This is a genomic window from Pseudonocardia abyssalis, assembly GCF_019263705.2.
GTDB lineage: Bacteria > Actinomycetota > Actinomycetes > Mycobacteriales > Pseudonocardiaceae > Pseudonocardia > Pseudonocardia abyssalis.
Genome location: NZ_JADQDK010000001.1, coordinates 4,811,130 through 4,829,387, shown reverse-complemented (window position 1 = coordinate 4,829,387; position 18,258 = coordinate 4,811,130). Strand labels below are relative to the sequence as shown.

Below are 18,258 nucleotides of genomic sequence, written 5' to 3'. Positions count from 1 at the left end.
CGTCTGCGCACCGCCTGGCCTTACCCGTGGGTAACATGCGGCCATGACGACGGACACCAGCTGGGTCGGCCCCGCGCTGACCCAGACCGTGCACTGGGTGCGCACGGTCGGGATCACCTTCGGCGAGACCACGGCGCAGCGCGCCGTCGCCCACCTCCCCGACGCCCCCGACCTGCACAACCACGTCGGCGGACCGCACGCCGCAATGATCTTCGGGCTGGGGGAGACGGCGTCCGGCGCCGTCGGGCTGGCCGCGTTCGGAGCGGTGCTGGAGCGCGCCACACCGCTCGTCGTGCGCTCCGACATCGCCTACTCGCGGCTCGCGACGGGCCCGCTCACGGCGGTGGCCGTCCTCGACCGCCCGGCCGCCGACGTGCTCGCCGAGCTCGATGCAGGCGTCCGTCCGGAGTTCACGGTGAGCGTGACGATCACCGACGCCGACGACCGCGAGACGACCCGTATGACGGTGGTGTGGACGCTGCGCCCGAACCGCTGAGCGGTGGCCGTGGTGGCGGTCCCCGACCCGACCGGACCGGCGTGAGCGCCCTGTCGGGTCTAGCGTCGCGCCCGTGCATGTCGTCATCGCAGGTGGACACGGGAAGATCGGGTTGCGGCTCGCCGCACTGCTGGCCGGGCGGGGGGACACGGTCACGGCCGTGGTGCGCAACCCCGACCACCGGGCGGACGTGGAGACGGCCGGCGCGACCTGCGCCGTCGTCGACCTGGAGTCGGCTCCGGTCGACGAGCTCGCGTCGCATCTCCAGGGCGCCGACGCGGTCGTCTTCGCCGCGGGGGCCGGCCCGAACAGCGGGGTGGAGCGCAAGGACACGGTCGACCGCGCCGCGGCGGTCCTGCTCGCCGACGCCGCGAAGCAGGCCGGCGTGACCCGGTACCTGCTCGTCTCCTCCACCGGCGTCGACGCCGATCCCGACCCGGGCAGCGGCGAGGTCTGGGTCGCCTACCTGGCGGCGAAGAAGGCCGCGGAGGACGCGATCCGCGCCACCGACCTGGCCTGGACGATCCTGCGCCCCGGCCGGCTCACCGACGACCCCGCCGTCGGTACCGTGCTGCTCGCGTCTCCTCCGGTCGATCGCGCCGACGTCACCCGGGACGACACCGCGGCCGTGCTCGCGGCCCTGCTCGACGCCCCCGGCACCGCGGGCCGGGTGCTCGAGCTGCGCGAGGGCGACGTCGACGTGCTCGAGGCCGTCGTCGCGGTCACCTCGTGACCGGGTTCGACGTCGTCGTCATCGGGGCCGGGGCGGTCGGCGAGAACGCCGCGGGCTACGCCGCGCAGGCCGGGCTGTCGGTCGCGATGGTGGAGTCCGAGCTGGTGGGCGGGGAGTGCTCGTACTGGGCGTGCATGCCGTCGAAGGCGCTGCTGCGCACCGGGCACGCCGCCGCCGCGCTGCGCCGCCTGCCCGGCACGACGGCCTCGTTCGACCCGCAGGCGGTGCTCGACCGCCGCGACTCCTTCACCCACGACTGGGACGACGCGAGCCAGGTCCAGTGGGCCGAAGGCGCGGGAATCACGCTGCTGCGCGGGTACGCGCGGATCACCGGCGAGCGCGCGATCGAGATCGACGGGCAGGCGCACACCGCGCGGCACGCCGTCGTCGTCTGCACCGGCAGCACGCCGGTCACGCCCCCGGTCGACGGCATCGACACCGTCCGCACCTGGGGCTCCCGCGACGCCACCTCGGCGAAGGAGATCCCGGCCCGGCTCGGCGTGCTCGGCGGCGGCGTCATCGGCTGCGAGCTGGCCCAGGCGTTCCAGCGGCTCGGTTCGCAGGTCGTGCTCGTACAGCACGGGTCGTCGCTGCTCGCGTCGATGGAGCCGTTCGCGGGGGAGCGGGTGGCCGCCGCGCTGCGCGAGGAGGGCGTCGACCTGCGGATGGACGCGTCGCTCGACGCCGTCTCGGCCTCCGGCGACGCGATCGCGCTGCACGTCGGGGGCGAGGAGATCGTCGTCGACGAGTTCCTGGTCGCCACCGGGCGCCGGCCGAACACCGCAGACGTGGGCGTCGAGACCGTGGGGCTGGAGGCCGGCGAGCCGCTCGACGTCGACGACTCCGGGCTCGTTCGGGGCGTCGACGGCGGCTGGCTCTACGCCGCGGGCGACGTCACCGGCCGCGCACCGCTGACCCACCAGGGCAAGTACGCGGCGCGGATCGTCGGCGCGGTGATCGGGGCGAAGGCGGCCGGGAAGCCGGTCGACCCGACACCGTGGGGAGAGTACTGCGCCACCGCCGACCACGTCGCCGTGCCGCAAGTGGTGTTCACCGACCCCGAGGTCGCGTCCGTCGGCAGGACCGAGGCGCAGGCGCGCGAGGCCGGGCTCGACATCCGCGTGGTCGACATCCCGATCGCCGTCGGCGGGTCGTCGTTGCAGGCCGACGGCTACGACGGGGCGGCCCGCATGATCGTCGACGAGAGGCGCGGTGTGCTCGTCGGCGTGACGTTCGTGGGGCAGGACGTCGCGGAGCTGATCCACGCGGCGACGGTCGCGGTGGTCGGGGAGGTGCCGTTGCACCGGCTCTGGCACGCGGTGCCGGCCTACCCGACGATGAGCGAGGTGTGGTTGCGACTGCTGGAGGCGTACAGAGGTTAAGGAGGCGTCTGGGTCAGCGCCGCGGCCAGCCCGAGCGTGACCGCCATCAGCGCCACCTCGATCCCGGCCCAGCGCAGCACCGGGGTCCGGCCGGCCGCGAGCCGTCGGCGGGCCAGCCAGCCCAGCCCGCCGAGCGCCACCAGCGCGACGCCCTTGGCGACGACCAGCAGCCCGTAACCGGTGGTGAGCAGCGCGCCCCAGTTCTCCAGGCGCACCTGCGCACCGAGCACCCCGGTGATCGCGACGATGACCACGCACAGGCCCGCGAGCTGCGAGAACCGGCCGATCGTGGCGTCGAGCAGCGGGCGGTGCGCGGCGACCAGCACCAGCAGCGCACCCAGCCCGCCGACCCACAGCGCCGCCGCCCCGGCGTGCAGGGCGGCGGTGACGACGGCGAGCTGGTGGTCCGGGGCCGACCCGGCGTGGCCGGTGACGGTCGGCGTCAGCACGCCGAGCAACGCCGCGATCAGCGGGATCCGTACGGCGATCCGGTCCGGGTCGCGCAACCGCACGACCGCGCAGACCAGCACGACCAGCGCGCAGCCCGCCGTCAGGACCATCCCGCGGCCCGCGGCCAGCCGCGTCGACCACGCGACGACCTCGCCGCCGCCGAGCTGACCGAGAGTGCGGCCGAACGCGTCGGCGGAGCGGAGGGTGACGCCGAGCAGGACCAGGACGACCCAGGCTCCGCCCAGCACCAGCAGCGCCCGGTCGACGCGGGTGTCGATGCGGGCGAGATCGCGCCGGGTGGCGCCGGTCGGGCCCGGCAGCAGAACGGCGACGAGCGCGAGCCCGACGCACGCGACCCCGGCCACGTCGGCGCCGACCCGTGTGACGGCGACGCCCAGCGACACCGCGGCTCCGGCGAGTGCAGTGGCGGCCCCCGCCGCCCCGACCGCGAGAGCGGCCCACGCGGCCGGCCGGAGCCGGTCGCGCGTCGTCGCGGTCGGGACGGTCACCGAGCCAGCTCGCCCGGGATCGTCGTCACGACCGGCCGAACCGCAGCGCCGCGCCGACCCCGCCGCCGACCAGCACCACCGCGCCGACGATCCACGGCCAGACGGGCGTGCCGCCCTCGTCGACGGCCACGGCGGGGGCCGCCGCTGCGGGTGCGGGGGTCGCGGCGCCCGGTGTCGCCGAGGTGGGGGCGGCGGCCACCGCGGGGCCGTCGGTCGTCAGCGTGAACGCGACGCTGCCCGTGACCGGGTGCCCGTCCTCGGAGATCACGCGGTAGCCGATCTCATAGACCCCGGCCGCGCCGAGCGGGGACACCCCGATGCCGACGGCGCCGCCGTCGGCGGTGACCTCACCGGTCTGGAACTGGGTGCCGTCCGGTCCGACGACCGTGATCGTCGAGAAGTCGGCCTGCATCGTCTCGTTGAACTCCAGCGAGACCCGGGCGGGACCGGCGTCGAGAGTGGTGCCGTCGGCGGGGTCGCTGCCGATCAGACGGGTGTGGGCGGACGCGACGCCGGTGCCGAGCAACAGGGCGAATCCGCACAGCAGGGTCAGGGCCACGGTACGCAGGGTGCGGGTCATCGGTTGCTCTCCTTCGCGTTGCGTCGGTTCTGGAGGACGGCTCCGCCGCCGAGGCCGAGGCCGAGTGCCCCGACCAGCAGGCCCGCGCCGCCGATCCAGCGGGCCGTGTCGTCGCTGGTGGCCGCCTCGGTTCCGGAGTCGGCGGGCAGCAGTTCGACGGTGGGGGCCGGGCGCTCGGGCTCGGAACCGTCGGTGTTGGGCGGCTGGTCCCACGCCACGACCTCGCCGTCGTCGTAGGTCTGGACGGTCGGGAGCACCAGCGCGTCGGTGTCGGTGGGCAGCGGGCCCAGCGACAGGGCGAAGTCGGCGAACTGGCCGGGCCCGATGCGGACGCCGGGGTCGGCGGTCCAGGTGACGCCGGTGACGGTCTCGCCGCTGCGTGCGAGCACGGCCGTCCAGCCGGGCACGGGGCTGGTGCGGACGGAGCGGATCGGGTGGTCGGCGGGCAGCGTGACCTGCAGCGCGACGGTGCCCGCGGTCTCGGACTCGGTGGGCACGCGCAGGTTGACGACGCCGTAGCCGCCCTGGCGGGCTTCGCCGGGCTGGGCGGTGACGTGGGCGAACGCGGGAGTCGTGCCGAGCAGCACGAGTGCGCCCGCGGACGTGAGGACGGTGACGGCGCGCAGCGCGAGCCGTCGGGGACGTGTGGACATGGTGATCTCCGGAGGTGGGGTGCAGGTGGGGTCAGCACCCCAGCGGCGGACCCCTCCGGAGCCGGGCGGCGGCGAGCGCCCCGGCCAGACGCAGGCCGGTGGCGGGCGCGGCCGGGACCGGGGTGGCCAGCGGGCGCCGGGCGGGCGGCGGCACGGGACGGCGGGGCAGGACCCAGGCCGCGCGCACCGCGTCGACGGCGGTCTCGGCGTGCCGCACCGCTGCGGCGACGACGAGGGTGGCCGCGCCGTGCATCACCCACATCCCGCCCGGTCCGAGCAGGGCGGGGGCCGCGGTGTGCGCGGGGTGCAGCAGTTCGAGGAGGTGGTGCAGCAGCAGTTGGCCGGCGGCGAGCGTGCCGAGGAGCCCGACGACCCCGGTGGCGCGGTCGGCGACCGTGACGAGGGCCCCGCACAGCAGGGGCAGGAGGACGACCAGGAGCGCGAGGTCGGGGACCGCGCCGCCGGCCGCGGCGTGACCCGCGGCCGTCAGCAGGGCGCTGAGCAGCGCCAACGCGCTCCCGCGCACTCCTGCACCGACGCCGATCACGCTCCCGACGGTAGTCGGTGGGTCAGCCGGTCGCGACGCCCAGGTGCGTCAGGAGGTCGATCTCGATGCGGTCGAGCTCGTGCCCGATGGCCTTGTACGCGGTGCGGCGCCGCGCCGTCGGCATCTGCTCGGCGGCGCGGACGGCGACGGCGAGGTCGGCCAGGCGGGGTCGCGTGTCGGCGACGAACGCCGTCGCGCCGTCGGTGGCGTGCGTCGTCGAGGACTCCAGCTCGGTGAGCGTCTCGGCCACGCGCGACAGCCGCGCGTGCAGCGCGCCGCCGGGGCCGGCGTAGGCGCCGAGCTGGTCGGCGGCGATGCCGAGCCGAGCGGCCTTGCGGGCATCCCACGCCCCGCGCGCCGCACCGGCCGCGGCCAGCGCGTACGGGGCGAGCAGCGGGGCCACGGCCGTGCCCACGCCGATCATCCGCTTCGCCTGCTTGCCGGTCATCGGCTTCTTCACCGCCTTGCCGACGTCGGCGGCCGCGTTCGTGACGGCCTTCGCCGGGTCGGTCCGTCGGGATCGTCGCCCCAGAGCCATGTGCGTCCTCCTCGACCGGATGGTGCACGCAGCCTATGACGATCAGCCCGGCCCGGCAGGCGCGGAGGTTGTCAGGGGTGCTCATTACCCTCGGGCGTGTGACGGCGACCGCTGGTACCTCCTGCCCCCCTGCCGTCCTGCTCGACGCCGGGTCGCTCACCCGGTGCCGTCGGCGGATCCACCTCGACCACGACCCGTCGGCGGTCGACGTCCCGCGCGCGCTGCCCGACCCGTCGCTGCAGCAGCGCCGGGCCGACGCCGCCGCGCACCGCGAGCAGTTCGGGGCGCAGCTCGCCGCCGTGCTGCCGGGCTTCGTCGCGGCCGGGAGCGCCGCGGCCACCGCCGCCGCCGTCGCGGAGCAGGCGCCGTACGTGTGGGGGGCGGTGCCGCCCTCCGACGGCGCCCGCCGCGGCGGGGCCGAGCTGCTCGTGCGCCTCGCCGGGGGCGGATACGTGCCGCTGATCGTGGTGCGGCACCGGATCACCGACCCCGGCACCGGGGCCGTCACCTCGCCCCTGCTGGCCCCGCACCCCGACCGCGCGCAGCCCGACGACGTCCGCAAGATCCGCTCGCAGCCACGCGACCTGCTGCGCCTGGCCCACCTGCACCGCCTGCTGCGCTCCGCGGGCTGGGCCCCGGCCGACGACGCGCGCCACGCCCACGCGGGCGGGGTCGTCGGGCTCGACGCCGACGCCGTGGTCTGGCACGACCTGCGCGCCGGGCACTGGCCGGGTGGGCGCTCCACCCTCGCCGAGTACGACGTCCGGCACGCCGACCGGTCGGCGGTCGCGCTCGCCGCCGTCACCGGAGCGCCCGCGCTCGCCGCGCCGTCGCGGGTCAACGAGTGTCGGCACTGCCCGTGGTGGCCCACCTGCGAGGCGGAGCTGCGCACCGTCGGCGACGTGAGCCTCGTCGTCCGGGGGGAGATGGCGGTGGCGCTGCGCGAGGTCGGCGTGCACACCGTCGAGCAGCTCGCCGCACTCGATCCCGTCGCCGAGCCCCCGGTCCCGTTCCCCGCACAGCCCTACCCCGACGTCGTCGCTCTGGCGAGGGCGTGGCGGCGCGACCTGTCGGTGGTCCGCCGCGTGCCGCGGGTGCCGGTCCTGCGCGCCGACGTCGAGGTCGACGTCGACATGGAGAGCTTCGGGGAGTCCGGCGCGTACCTGTGGGGTGCGCTGCTCACCCATCCCGGCGGCGCGCGCCCCGGTGACGACGCCGACGGCTACCGCGCGTTCGCCACCTGGGACCCGGTGCCCACCCTCGACGAGGCCCGCTCGTTCGCGGAGTTCTGGACGTGGCTCTCCGCAGTGCGGGCCCGTGCCGCCGCGTCGGGGCGCACGTTCGCCGCCTACTGCTACAACGAGCAGGCCGAGAACCGCTGGCTGCTGGGCTCCGCGCAGCGCTTCGCCGGGATGCCGGGCATCCCGCCGCTCGACGAGGTACAGGCGTTCATCGACGACCCGTCCTGGGTCGATCTCTTCGCGGTGGTCAACGACTGGTTCCTGTGCGCGCACGGCAAGGGCCTCAAGCGCATCGCCCCTGCCGCCGGGTTCGCCTGGCGCGACGCGGAGGCGAGCGGGGAGAACTCGATGCGCTGGTACCGAGACGCCGTGGGGCTGGACGGCGCCGCGCCCGACGCCGTCCAGCGCGCCCGGCTGCTGGAGTACAACGCCGACGACGTGGCCGCCACCCACGCGGTGCGGCACTGGATGACGTCCCCGGCGATCGACGACGTCCCGCTGGCGGCCGACCTCTGAGCTCGCTCCCGTGCGACGCCGAGCACGGTCGCCGGACCGGCGGTGATCAGCGTTTTCGGTACCGGTGACGGGCCCGGGCCCGCCGCGAGTTCCGAATCGGTGATTCATGGGGCCGGTCGATGATCACCGATTCGGAACCGGTAGCGGGTCAGGGCCCGTTCCCGGTACCGAACCGTCGATCATGGGCCCGTGGCCGGGCGGGTCCGGTCGTGCGGGCGGGGGCGGGGGGCGTCAGGCTGGCGCCGTGGCACCGACGAAGCACGAGCAGCGGGGGCCGGCCGGGGCCGCCTCCAGCACCCACTACCTCGGCACGTCCACGGCGATGTCCGTGCTCGCCCGCGGCGGCAACGCGTTCGACGCGGCGGTGGCTGCGGGGTTCGTGCTGCAGGTCGTCGAGCCGCACCTGTGCGGGCCGGGGGGTGAGGTTCCCGCGGTGTTCGTCACCGCCTCCGACGCCGTCCCGCGCGTGCTCTGCGGGCAGGGCGTCGCGCCGGCGGCGGCCACGATCGAGCGCGTCCGCGACGGCTTCGGCCTCCCGATCGTGCCGGGCACGGGGCTGCTCGCCGCGACCGTCCCCGGGGCGTGGGACGGCTGGCTGACGCTGCTGCGCGACCACGGCACCTGGAGCCTCGCCGACGCTCTCGCCCCCGCGCTGGCCTACGCGGCGGGCGGGTTCCCGCTGGTCCCGCGGATCGCCCCGACGATCGCGACCGTCGCCGACCACTTCCGCGCGCACTGGCCGTCGTCGGCGCGGACGTGGTTGCCGGACGGCTCGGTGCCCACGTCCACGCACCGGCTCCCGGCACTCGCCGCCACCTGGCGTCGGCTGCTCGACGCGGCCACCGGCCCGACCCGCGAGGCGCGGATCGACGCGGCCCGAGACGCCTGGTACCGCGGTTTCGTCGCCGAGGAGATCGCGGCGTTCTGCACGACCCCCGTGCGCGACGAGACCGGCCGTGACCACCCCGGGCTCCTCGTCGCCGACGACCTCGCCCGCTGGTCGGCGACCTACGAGGACGCGTTGACCGTCGACGTCGGCGGGGGGTGGACGGTGGCGAAGCCCGGCGGCTGGTCGCAGGGCCCGGTGCTCCCGCAGATGCTGCAGCTCCTCCGCGACGACGTGCGCTACGCCGACGGCGTGGCCACCGCAGACACCGTGCACCGCGCCGCCGAGGCCGCCAAGCTCGCCTTCGCCGACCGCGAGGCCTGGTACGGCGACAGCGCCCCGGTGCCGCTCGCCGCGCTGGTGTCCCGCGCGTACGCCGACGAGCGACGGGCGCTGATCGGAGTGGAGGCGTCGCGCGATCTGCGCCCCGGCACCCCCGACGGCCGCGCACCGCGGCTCGGTGGGTACGCCCGCCGACCGGGTATGCGGCGCAGCGACGGCACCGGCGGGCCCGGCGTCGGCGAGCCGACCGTCGGCCGGACCGGGGCCGTCCGCGGCGACACCGTGCACGTCGACGTCGTCGACGCCGCGGGCAACATGGTCTCCGCGACGCCCTCGGGCGGCTGGCTGCAGTCCTCCCCGACGATCCCCGCGCTCGGCTTCTGCCTCGGCACCCGCGCGCAGATGTTCTGGCTGGAGGAGGGACTGCCGTCGTCGCTGGTCCCGGGCCGGCGCCCGCGCACCACGCTGTCCCCGTCGCTGGGGCTCCGCGACGGCGAGCCGCGGCTCGCGTTCGGCACCCCGGGCGGTGACCAGCAGGACCAGTGGCAGCTGTGCTTCTGGCTCGCCCACACCGTCGGCGGGCTCGACCTGCAGGCCGCGATCGACACCCCCGCCTGGCACTCCACCGCGTTCCCCGGCTCGTTCGCCCCGCGCGGCTGGGAGCCGGCCGGTCTCGTCGTGGAGTCGCGGTTGGGAGCGGCGACGCTCGCCGACCTGCGCCGACGCGGGCACGAGGTCGTCGACGCGGGGGAGTGGGCGCTCGGCCGGATGTGCGCGGTGGGCCGGGGTGAGGGCCCGCTGCTCCGGGCCGCCGCCGACACCCGCAGCGGCGTCGGCGCCGCCGCCGCCCTCTAGAACGGCCCTGGCCCGGCCCCACCCCCCATCCGCGAGTCGCTGCTTCCCCGCCCGCGAGTCGCGAGATCCCCGCCCGCGAGTCGCTGTTCCTCGGCCCGCGAGTTGCGGCCCCCCGTTCGCGAGTCGCGTCCGTGAGCTGGACGCCGTCGGCGGTGCGGAGCGTGCGCCGACCCCGACTCGTGGGCGGGGAAGTCGCGACTCGCGGAGGTCCGTGGAGGCGGATCGCGCCGGTCCCGCCGTGCGTAGCCTGGGCCGATGGGACTGTTCGGACGTCGGAAGATGGTCACCGCCGACCGTGCGCTGCCGGGGCGGCCGACGCCGTTGCCCGTGACGGGCCGGCACGTGATCACCGGTCAGCGCATCGCGCCGCCGTTCCCGGCCGGCCTGGCCACCGCCGTGTTCGGCATGGGGTGCTTCTGGGGTGCCGAGCGGCTGTTCTGGCAACTGCCGGGGGTCTGGTCGACGGCCGTCGGCTACGCGGGCGGGTTCACCGAGAACCCGACCTACGAGGAGACGTGCTCGGGCCGCACCGGGCACGCCGAGGTGGTGCTGGTCGTGTTCGACCCGGCCCGGATCGGTTACGCCGACCTGCTCCGGACCTTCTGGGAGGGGCACGACCCGACTCAGGGCATGCGCCAGGGCAACGACCGCGGCACGCAGTACCGCTCGGCCGTCTACACGATCGACGACGACCAGCGCACCCTCGCGGAGGCAGCCGCCGCGTCGTACGCCGACGCGCTGACCGCCGCCCGACGCGGCGCCGTCACCACCGAGATCGCGCCGCTCGGCACGTTCTTCCACGCCGAGGACCACCACCAGCAGTACCTCGCGAAGAACCCCGGCGGTCACTGCGGGATCGGCGGCACCGGAGTGGCCTGCCCCGTGCTAGCATGATCATATGTAGCGGCACTCTGTAATGCTCTTATAGAACAGCATTACAGATCATCACTACAGCAAGGAGTTCCGTGCCCATCGGGACACGTTCGGCGCGGGCCGAGGCCACGCGCACCCGGATCGTCGATGCCGCTGCGCCACTGTTCGTCGAGCGCGGCTACCTGGACACCACCATGTCCGGGCTGGCGAGGGCCGCCGGGGTCGCCGTGCAGACGCTCTACCTCTCCTTCGGCAGCAAGGCCGCGGTACTGGAGGCCGTTCTCGACGCGGATCGCGAGGATCACCGGTCCGGGTGGGATCCGCGGTCGGCGCCGGACGGTCCGGCGGTCCTGTCCGCATACGTCGAGGCGGCCGCGGCCGAGGTCGCCCGCAGGCATCCGCTCGACGCCGTGCTCCGCGCCGCGGCCGCCGACCCCGACCCCGCCGAGCTACTCGACCGCTCCCGGCGCGCGGCACTGGCCGCACACGCCCGCGTCGTCGACGAGCTGGCCGACCGGCCCGGCTTCACGACCCGGGTGTCACTGCAGCGGGCCACCGAGATGCTCGACGCCCTGCTGTCCCCCGAGGTTTACGGGCGGCTCGTCGTCGGCCACGGCTGGACCGTCCCGGACTGGTCGGACTGGACCACCCGCCACCTCCGGGCGGACCTGTTTCCCTGACGGCCGCGCTCGCACACGTTCCGATACCTCGCACTGGCACAGCGTCTGCGACGAGCCAGGGGCCCTGCGACGGCAAACTCGCCGGGCGTCGTCCGCAAACTCGCCGGGCGTCGTCCGCAAACTCGCCGAGGGCTGAGGCAAACTCGCCGGGTGTCGTCGGCAAACTCGCGGGGTGGGTGGCGCTCGCCGGGGCCGCTCGCCCGGCAGGTGGGGGAGACTCGGGGCATGAGTGAGCACGTCGACGTGCCTGCCCCGACCCATCCCGCCGCCCCGGAGCTCGCCGTCTCCGTCCTGCCCGCCCCCGGGCCGATCGGGGCGCTCACCATCGGCGTCACCGGGGTGGGGTTCGCGCTGGTCGTGTTCGGTGACGACCGCGCCACCGCCGCACGGGCGGCGACCCGGCTGGGGGCCGGGGTCGTTGAGTCCGCCGACACCGAGGCGCACGCCCAGCTGACGGAGTACCTCGCGGGCGGACGGCGCGTGTTCACGACGCCGCTGGACTGGCGCCTCACCTCCGGCTCCCAGCGCCGGGTGCTGGAGTCGCTGTTCACCTCCGTGCCGTTCGGGGCCACCGTCACCTACGGGGAGCTGGCCGTCCGCAGCGGACTGGGGAACCCGCGCGGCGTCGGCTCGATCATGGGTTCCAACCCGATCCCGGTCGTCGTGCCGTGCCACCGCGTGCTGGGTGCCGACGGGCTGGGCGGGTTCGGCGGCGGCCGGGCCACGAAGGAGTGGCTGCTGGCACTGGAGGGCGTACTCCCGGCCGCGCTGGACTTCTCGTGAGCATCGACGTCTTCGACCCCCGGGTCTTCGCCGCCGGCGTCCCGCACGAGGCGTTGCGCACACTGCGCGACACCGATCCGGTCAGTTGGCAGGACGAGCACGAGGTCGGCATCTGGCCCGCCGGTCCGGGGTTCTGGGCCGTCACCCGCTACGACGACGTCCGCCACGTGCTGCGCACCCCGCAGGACTTCTCCTCGTCGCTGGGCGCCACGCAGATCCGCGACCCCGACCCCGCCGACCTGCCGTTCATCCGACGGATGGTCCTCAACATGGACCCGCCCGAGCAGGTGCGGCTGCGCACGCTCGTCACCGGCGCGTTCACCCGCAGGCGCCTGGAGCGCTTCGCGGACGGGATCCGGGAGCGGGCGCGGGCGCTGCTCGACGCGGCCGGCGACCGCTTCGACCTGACCGACGTCACCGACGACCTGCCGCTGCAGAACCTGTCCGACCTGCTCGGCGTGCCGTACGCCGACCGCCCGCTGCTCAAGGAGTGGACCGACCGCGTCATCGGCTACCAGGACCCCGAGCACGCGGTGGTCGTCACCGACGCCGACGGGCGCCCGGTCAACCCGCGCTCGCCCGCCCAGCTGGCCGACATGTTCGCCTACGCCGGGTCCCTCGCCGACGCCAAGCGCGCCCACCCGGCCGACGACGTGATGACCGCGCTCGTGCAGGCCGAGGTCGACGGCGAGCGCCTCACCGACGCCGAGCTGCACATGTTCTTCTTCCTCCTGGTGATCGCGGGCAACGACACCGTCCGCAGCGCGCTGCCCGGCGGCGTCCTGACGCTACTGCGCAACCCCGACGAGTACGCCCGCCTGCGCGCCGACCCGGGCCTGCTGCCCGGCGCGATCGAGGAGATGCTGCGCGTGCACCCTCCGGTGCTGACGTTCCGCCGCACCGCCACCCGCGACCTCGTGCTCGCCGGGCGGGAGATCGCGGCGGGCGACAAGGTCGTCGTCTACCACTGCTCCGCCCACTCCGACGAGCGCCGCTTCCCCGACCCGCTGCGCTTCGACCCCGCGCGCACCCCGAACGAGCACCTCGCGTTCGGTCAGGGCCCGCACCTGTGCCTCGGCGCGGCGTTCGCCCGCCTCCAGATGCGCGCGTTCTTCACCGAGTTCCTCGCGCGGCCGCCGGTCGAGCTCGACGGCGAGCCGCGCCGCCTCACGTCCAACTTCATCAACGGCCTCACCCGCCTCCCCGTGCGCGTCACCCCGGCAGGGGGGCACCGGAGGAGGGGCGGATGATCCTCCCCACTACCGTGGGTGGCCGAACGACCGCGGGAGGTTCGCGTGCGCAGGACGGTTCGGATGGTGGCGGTGCTCGGCCTCGCCGTCGCACTGGCCGGGTGCGCGGAGCCGGGGCAGCTCGGCGACCCCGTCGAGAAGACGACGACCGACGCGCCGCAGGTCGTCGACGGATCGGCCCCGCGGCTGCCGCAGCTGCTCGGCAGCGGCCTGGTCGAGCAGCCGTTGCAGGTCGAGACGCCCGGGCCCGCCGTCTACTCGGTGCGCACCGCGAGCATCCCGCCCGGTGTCTCGATCGGCTGGCACCGGCACCCCGGCACCGAGACGACGATCGTCACCGCGGGCGCCGTGACGCTCCAGACCCGCGACGGCTGCGACCCCGTCACCTACGAGGCGGGTGAAGCCCTGTTCGTCCCCGACGCAGTGCCGCACACGCTGCGCAACGACGGCGACGTCACCGCGGAGCTCGTCGTCGCCTATCTGCTCGCGCCGGGTGCCCCCGACCAGCTCAGCGCCCCTGCGGCGTGCCCCGCCGCCTGACGAACGCTCCCGCCCGCAGGGGCTCCGGTGTGGGACAGTTGACGGCGTGGGAACGAAGACGGTCGCCGGCGTCGACGGACGCACCTGGCAGGTGCGACGCAACATCGAGTGGTCCGTGCCCGCGACGGGCGACGACTTCGAGCACGACGTCGACGGCGGCCGCGGCGCCGCGGTCCTCATCCTGTCCGCGCTGTTCCTGTTCTGGGTGATCCTGATCGTCTGGACGCCGTCGCTGGTGCACATCCCGTGGTTCCTGGTCGTGCTGGCCGTGGCGGTGCTGCTGTTCTTCCCGATCCGCTGGTGGCTGCGCAGGCCGTGGACGGTCGTCGCCGAGACGGCGGGCAGCTACGACCAGCCCGCCGAGCGCTGGACGGGCCTGGTCCGGGGCGGGGCGAAGGCCCGCGAGGAGCTGCGGATCGTCGTGCGGCGGCTCCGTACGCAGGGCACGCCCGGTCACGCCGACAGCCCGCTGCAGCCGGTGAACTGAGGCCGATGCCCGAGCTTCCCGAGGTCGAGGCGCTGGCCCACCACCTTCGCGAGCACGCGATCTACCGGCCCGTCGCGCGCGTCGACGTGGCGTCCATGAGTGCGGTCAAGACGTTCGACCCGCCGGTCACCGCGTTGGCCGGGCGGGTCGTCACCGGGGCGGCGCGGTACGGCAAGTTCCTGTCCGTCGAGTTCCTCGACCGGCCCGACGACCCGCTCCACCTCATCACCCACCTGTCCCGGGCCGGCTGGCTGCGCTGGCACGACACGGCGACCCTCACCCCGCCCAAGCCCGGCCGCGGGCCGCTGGAGCTGCGGGTGCACCTCGACCACGTCGGCGGGCCGGGTTTCGACCTCACCGAGGCCGGCACCCAGAAGCGCCTCGCCGTCTACCTGGTGACCGACCCCCAGCAGGTCCCCGGCATCGCGCGCCTGGGCCCCGATGCGCTCGCGCTGTCCCGCGACGAGTTCGCCGCCCTGCTCACCGGGCGCGGCGAGCGGATCAAGACGCTGCTGGTGGAGCAGACGGTGCTCTCGGGCGTCGGCAACGCCTACAGCGACGAGATCCTGCACACCGCGAAGATCTCGCCGTACGCGTCGTCGGGGCGATTGGGCACCGATCAGGTCGACGCGCTGTATGCGGCGCTGCGCTCGGTGCTCACCGACGCCGTCGACCGATCGGTGGGGCAGAAGGCGGCGGAGCTGAAGGGCGAGAAGCGCTCCGGCCTGCGGGTCCACGCCCGGACCGGCCTGCCGTGTCCCGTCTGCGGCGACATCGTCCGAGAGGTCTCCTTCGCGACGAAGTCGTTCCAGTACTGTCCGGGTTGTCAGACCGGCGGCAAGCCGCTGGCGGATCGTCGACTGTCCCGGCTGGTGAGGTAGAGGCGTGGAAGCGTTGTCCCCGGCCCTCCTCGTGCTGGCCGGCCTCCTGGTCATCAGCGTGGCCGCAGCCGTCTTCTACTTCCTCCGCAACAAGCGCAACACCTTCGCCAACCCGCTGGAGAAGGCGACGTTCGGCACGCTGCACACGGTCGCGCTCGCCGCGCCCGCGCTGCGCGAGGGCCTGTCGCCGCAGTCGGCCCGCTTCGCCCTGCCCTACCTGCGCACGCTGCTGGAGACCTGCGCGCTGGCGATGACCGACAGCCGCGGCGCCACGCTGGCCTGGGACGGCGACTCCGACCAGCACCAGCCCGACGTCCGGGTGCTGGCCGAGAAGGTGATCGCCACCGGGCGCCAGGACGTCCTGTCGCACACCTCGATCTCCTGCGACCACCCCGGCTGCGAGGTGCGCGGCGTCGTCGTCGTGCCGCTGGAGTCCGACGGCAACATCATCGGCACCCTCGCCGCGCTCACGACGTCGACGGCCGGGCCGGTCCTGCTGCGGGCCACCGCGGAGGTCGCGCGCTACGTCTCCAGCCAGCTGGAGCTCGCCGAGCTCGACGAGTCGCGGCGGCGCCTCGACCGCGCCGAGGTCCGCGCCCTGCGCGCCCAGATCTCCCCGCACTTCATCTACAACGCGCTGACGACGATCGCCTCGTTCATCCGCACCGACCCGGTCCGGGCCCGGGAGCTGCTGTTGTCCTTCGCCGACTTCACCCGCTACTCGTTCCGTACCGCGGGGGAGTACACGACGCTGAAGGAGGAGCTGACCAACATCGAGCGCTACATCGAGCTCGAGAAGGCCCGCTTCTCCGATCGGCTCAACATCAAGCTGCAGATCGCGCCCGAGGTGCTCGGCGTCGTGCTGCCGTTCCTCGCGCTGCAGCCGCTCGTCGAGAACGCGGTGCGGCACGGACTCGCGGGCAAGCCCAGCGGCGGCACGATCACCCTCACCGCCGAGAACGCCGGATCCGAGTGCGTGATCATCGTCGAGGACAACGGCGTCGGCATGGACCCCGCGCGGCTCACCGAGGATCTCGACGACGCCCACCTCTCCGGCGCCCACGTCGGGCTGGGCAACGTCGACGACCGGATGCGCTCGGCCTTCGGCGACGACTTCGGGCTGGTCGTGGAGACCAACATCGGCGAAGGCATGAAGATCACCCTGCGGGTGCCGAAGTTCCGCGCCAACGTCCGGGTGTGATCCGCGCGTAGCGTGGCCGGCATGGACGTGCTGCGCTTCCCCGACGCCCTGACCTCCCGGCTCCCCGGAGCACGCTCCGACAAGCCCGTCGTGTCCCTGGTGCGGCTGCACGGGGTGATCACGCCGACGGCCGGTCCGGTGCCGCGGGCGGTGATCAACGCCCAGACCGTCGAGAAGACGCTGGAGCGGGCGTTCGCCCCCGACCGGCTCGCCGCGGTCGCGCTGCTGATCAACTCGCCGGGCGGGTCGCCGACGCAGTCCGCGCTCGTCGCCGACGCGATCCGCCGCCACGCCGACGAGAAGGGCGTGCCGGTGCTGGCGTTCTGTGAGGACGTCGCCGCGTCCGGCGGGTACTGGCTCGCGTGCGCTGCCGACGAGATCCACGCGCACCCGACCTCGCTCGTCGGCTCGATCGGGGTCGTCAGCCAGGGCTTCGGGCTCGACGGCCTGATCGAGCGCTACGGCGTGCGGCGCAGGCTCTACACCGCGGGCGGGTCCAAGGCGCGGCTCGACCCGTTCCTCCCGGAGAAGCCCGAGGACGTCGCCTGGCTGCGCGATCTGCAGGACCAGCTGCACACGATGTTCCGCGACTGGGTGACCTCGCGCCGGGGCGACCGCCTCGCCGCCGACGCCGATCTGTTCACCGGCGAGGTCTGGACCGGCGCGAAGGCGGTCGGGCTGGGCCTGGCCGACGGCCTCGGCACCGCCCACTCGGTGCTGGGCGAGCGGTACCCCGACGCCGAGCTGGTGACCGTCGACGCGCGCAAGCCGCTGCTCGCCCGACTGGGGCTGGGCGGTCCGGCCGCGGGCGGTGCCCCGTTCGGGACGGACGGCCTGCTCGGGATGGTGCAGGCGGCCGAGATACGCGCGAACTGGGCACGGTACGGTTTGTAGCGGCGTGTGATCGAACGAACCCGAATGGTGCGTGCCTCTGGCACTCACACGGATTGGCCGTCACCATGGTTGACGGCACCCGTGATCGTCGCGGGCAGGATGAGGAGATCGTGGACAGCAACGACAGCTCCGGTGGCCTGGTCGTCCTCGCCGTGGACGACGAGGAACCGGCACTCGAGGAACTCGCGTACCTGCTGGGCGAGGACCCCCGTGTCGGCCTCGTGCTCAAGGCGTCCGACGCCACGGACGCCCTGCGGATCCTGAACAGCCGCCAGGGCGTGCGCGAGGCGGCCACGGCCGGTCAGGCCCCGCGCGGGTCGATGAACCAGGCCACGGGCACCCGGGTCGCCGAGCGCACCGACGTCGAGGTCGTGTTCCTCGACATCCGGATGCCGGGCCTCGACGGGCTCGAGCTCGCCCGCGTGTTCTCCTCGATGGCGGTCCCCCCGTCGGTGGTCTTCGTCACCGCGCACGACGACCGCGCCGTCGACGCCTACGAGGTCGGCGCCGTCGACTACCTGCTCAAGCCACTGCGCTCCGAGCGACTCTCCGCATCGATCGACCGGATCCTGGCCAGCCGCACCGCGGCGATGGCCGAGCCGGTGCAGCAGGAGAACGGCGAGGACGAGGTCATCCCCGTCGAGCTCGCGGGCACGACGAAGCTCGTGCCGCGCTCGGCCGTGCGTTATGTGGAGGCCCAGGGCGACTACGCCCGGCTGCACACCCACGAGGGCAGCCACCTCGTCCGCATCCCGCTCTCGGTGCTGGAGGACCGCTGGCGCGACGCGGGTTTCGTCCGCATCCACCGCTCGTTCCTGGTGTCGCTGCCGCTGGTCACCGAGCTACGGCTGTCCGGGTCCGGTTACGTCGTGCGCGTCGGCACCGGGCCCGACTGCGCCGAGCTGCCCGTGAGTCGCCGGCACACCCGCGAGCTCAAGGACCGGCTGGTGCGTGCCACGAAGCAGGCGTGGAGCCAGCGATGACCGCCCACGGCGCGTAGC

The 18,258-nt window shown here is 74.6% G+C and carries 20 protein-coding genes; 15 read left to right on the top strand and 5 right to left on the bottom strand.

Annotated elements, in window-relative coordinates:
- Positions 1-43 precede the first annotated feature (43 nt).
- The 3 genes from I4I81_RS23585 (at position 44) to I4I81_RS23575 (ending at position 2,611) form a co-directional block, all read left to right on the top strand.
- Positions 44-496, top strand: coding sequence for a DUF4442 domain-containing protein (locus I4I81_RS23585; RefSeq protein ID WP_218603979.1), 453 nt, complete (start codon positions 44-46; stop codon positions 494-496).
- Positions 497-569: 73 nt separating this feature from the next.
- Positions 570-1,229 (top strand): SDR family oxidoreductase, encoded by a 660-nt coding sequence (locus tag I4I81_RS23580; RefSeq protein WP_218603978.1) that lies wholly within the window; start codon positions 570-572, stop codon positions 1,227-1,229.
- Positions 1,226-2,611: a dihydrolipoyl dehydrogenase family protein gene (locus I4I81_RS23575; RefSeq protein ID WP_218603977.1), complete on the top strand. Its 1,386-nt coding sequence runs from the start codon at positions 1,226-1,228 to the stop codon at positions 2,609-2,611. Before I4I81_RS23580 ends, I4I81_RS23575 begins: the two co-directional genes overlap by 4 nt.
- Here I4I81_RS23575 and I4I81_RS23570 read toward each other — a convergent pair.
- Genes I4I81_RS23570 through I4I81_RS23550 form a run of 5 tightly spaced genes read right to left on the bottom strand, consistent with a single transcriptional unit; the run spans position 2,608 to position 5,888 of the window.
- On the bottom strand, positions 2,608-3,570 hold the full coding sequence (locus tag I4I81_RS23570) for a CopD family protein (protein WP_218603976.1): 963 nt from the start codon (positions 3,568-3,570) through the stop codon (positions 2,608-2,610). The two genes, I4I81_RS23575 and I4I81_RS23570, sit on opposite strands and share 4 nt — an antisense overlap.
- Before the next feature lie 25 nt (positions 3,571-3,595).
- Entirely contained in the window at positions 3,596-4,150 is a 555-nt protein-coding gene (locus tag I4I81_RS23565) for a copper resistance CopC family protein (RefSeq protein ID WP_218616346.1), read from the bottom strand.
- Positions 4,147-4,803, bottom strand: a complete 657-nt coding sequence (locus I4I81_RS23560) for a YcnI family copper-binding membrane protein (RefSeq protein ID WP_218605888.1) — start codon at positions 4,801-4,803, stop codon at positions 4,147-4,149. Before I4I81_RS23560 ends, I4I81_RS23565 begins: the two co-directional genes overlap by 4 nt.
- Before the next feature lie 31 nt (positions 4,804-4,834).
- A complete protein-coding gene (locus I4I81_RS23555) occupies positions 4,835-5,350 on the bottom strand; it encodes a hypothetical protein (protein ID WP_218605887.1) in 516 nt (171 codons plus the stop codon).
- A gap of 22 nt (positions 5,351-5,372) precedes the next feature.
- On the bottom strand, positions 5,373-5,888 hold the full coding sequence (locus I4I81_RS23550; protein ID WP_225924670.1) for a DUF6474 family protein: 516 nt from the start codon (positions 5,886-5,888) through the stop codon (positions 5,373-5,375).
- A gap of 98 nt (positions 5,889-5,986) precedes the next feature.
- Between I4I81_RS23550 and I4I81_RS23545 the strand changes: the two genes are divergently transcribed.
- The 12 genes from I4I81_RS23545 (at position 5,987) to I4I81_RS23490 (ending at position 18,240) form a co-directional block, all read left to right on the top strand.
- Positions 5,987-7,645 carry a TM0106 family RecB-like putative nuclease gene (locus tag I4I81_RS23545; protein WP_226363529.1) on the top strand — a complete coding sequence of 553 codons (1,659 nt, stop codon included), beginning with the start codon at positions 5,987-5,989 and terminating at the stop codon, positions 7,643-7,645.
- 244 nt (positions 7,646-7,889) lie between these two features.
- Complete coding sequence (locus I4I81_RS23540) at positions 7,890-9,668, top strand: gamma-glutamyltransferase family protein (protein WP_372478324.1); 1,779 nt, start codon at positions 7,890-7,892, stop codon at positions 9,666-9,668.
- A 255-nt stretch (positions 9,669-9,923) separates the two neighbouring features.
- Positions 9,924-10,562, top strand: a complete 639-nt coding sequence (msrA, locus tag I4I81_RS23535; protein WP_218606435.1) for a peptide-methionine (S)-S-oxide reductase MsrA — start codon at positions 9,924-9,926, stop codon at positions 10,560-10,562.
- A gap of 71 nt (positions 10,563-10,633) precedes the next feature.
- Positions 10,634-11,221, top strand: coding sequence for a TetR/AcrR family transcriptional regulator (locus tag I4I81_RS23530; RefSeq protein ID WP_218606434.1), 588 nt, complete (start codon positions 10,634-10,636; stop codon positions 11,219-11,221).
- A 225-nt stretch (positions 11,222-11,446) separates the two neighbouring features.
- Complete coding sequence (locus I4I81_RS23525) at positions 11,447-12,004, top strand: methylated-DNA--[protein]-cysteine S-methyltransferase (protein WP_218616344.1); 558 nt, start codon at positions 11,447-11,449, stop codon at positions 12,002-12,004.
- Positions 12,001-13,254 carry a cytochrome P450 gene (locus I4I81_RS23520; protein WP_226363528.1) on the top strand — a complete coding sequence of 418 codons (1,254 nt, stop codon included), beginning with the start codon at positions 12,001-12,003 and terminating at the stop codon, positions 13,252-13,254. Before I4I81_RS23525 ends, I4I81_RS23520 begins: the two co-directional genes overlap by 4 nt.
- Before the next feature lie 45 nt (positions 13,255-13,299).
- The gene (locus I4I81_RS23515; protein WP_218605096.1) at positions 13,300-13,794 is read left to right on the top strand and encodes a cupin domain-containing protein; all 495 of its coding nucleotides are present in this window, start codon (positions 13,300-13,302) and stop codon (positions 13,792-13,794) included.
- A 46-nt stretch (positions 13,795-13,840) separates the two neighbouring features.
- Entirely contained in the window at positions 13,841-14,281 is a 441-nt protein-coding gene (locus I4I81_RS23510; RefSeq protein ID WP_218605095.1) for a hypothetical protein, read from the top strand.
- 5 nt (positions 14,282-14,286) lie between these two features.
- The gene (locus I4I81_RS23505; RefSeq protein WP_218605094.1) at positions 14,287-15,162 is read left to right on the top strand and encodes an Fpg/Nei family DNA glycosylase; all 876 of its coding nucleotides are present in this window, start codon (positions 14,287-14,289) and stop codon (positions 15,160-15,162) included.
- Positions 15,163-15,166: 4 nt separating this feature from the next.
- Positions 15,167-16,363 carry a sensor histidine kinase gene (locus I4I81_RS23500; protein WP_226363527.1) on the top strand — a complete coding sequence of 399 codons (1,197 nt, stop codon included), beginning with the start codon at positions 15,167-15,169 and terminating at the stop codon, positions 16,361-16,363.
- A gap of 30 nt (positions 16,364-16,393) precedes the next feature.
- On the top strand, positions 16,394-17,257 hold the full coding sequence (locus tag I4I81_RS23495) for a S49 family peptidase (RefSeq protein WP_218605099.1): 864 nt from the start codon (positions 16,394-16,396) through the stop codon (positions 17,255-17,257).
- Between the two features lie 110 nt (positions 17,258-17,367).
- The gene (locus tag I4I81_RS23490) at positions 17,368-18,240 is read left to right on the top strand and encodes a LytR/AlgR family response regulator transcription factor (protein WP_218605093.1); all 873 of its coding nucleotides are present in this window, start codon (positions 17,368-17,370) and stop codon (positions 18,238-18,240) included.
- Positions 18,241-18,258: the final 18 nt, after the last annotated feature.

Coding starts and splice junctions, on each gene's coding strand:
- I4I81_RS23550 (WP_225924670.1), bottom strand. CDS start 5,888: ATGGCTCTGGGGCGACGATCCCGACGGACCGACCCGGCGAAGGCCGTC.
- I4I81_RS23585 (WP_218603979.1), top strand. CDS start 44: ATGACGACGGACACCAGCTGGGTCGGCCCCGCGCTGACCCAGACCGTG.
- I4I81_RS23565 (WP_218616346.1), bottom strand. CDS start 4,150: ATGACCCGCACCCTGCGTACCGTGGCCCTGACCCTGCTGTGCGGATTC.
- msrA (WP_218606435.1), top strand. CDS start 9,924: ATGGGACTGTTCGGACGTCGGAAGATGGTCACCGCCGACCGTGCGCTG.
- I4I81_RS23505 (WP_218605094.1), top strand. CDS start 14,287: ATGCCCGAGCTTCCCGAGGTCGAGGCGCTGGCCCACCACCTTCGCGAG.
- I4I81_RS23525 (WP_218616344.1), top strand. CDS start 11,447: ATGAGTGAGCACGTCGACGTGCCTGCCCCGACCCATCCCGCCGCCCCG.
- I4I81_RS23560 (WP_218605888.1), bottom strand. CDS start 4,803: ATGTCCACACGTCCCCGACGGCTCGCGCTGCGCGCCGTCACCGTCCTC.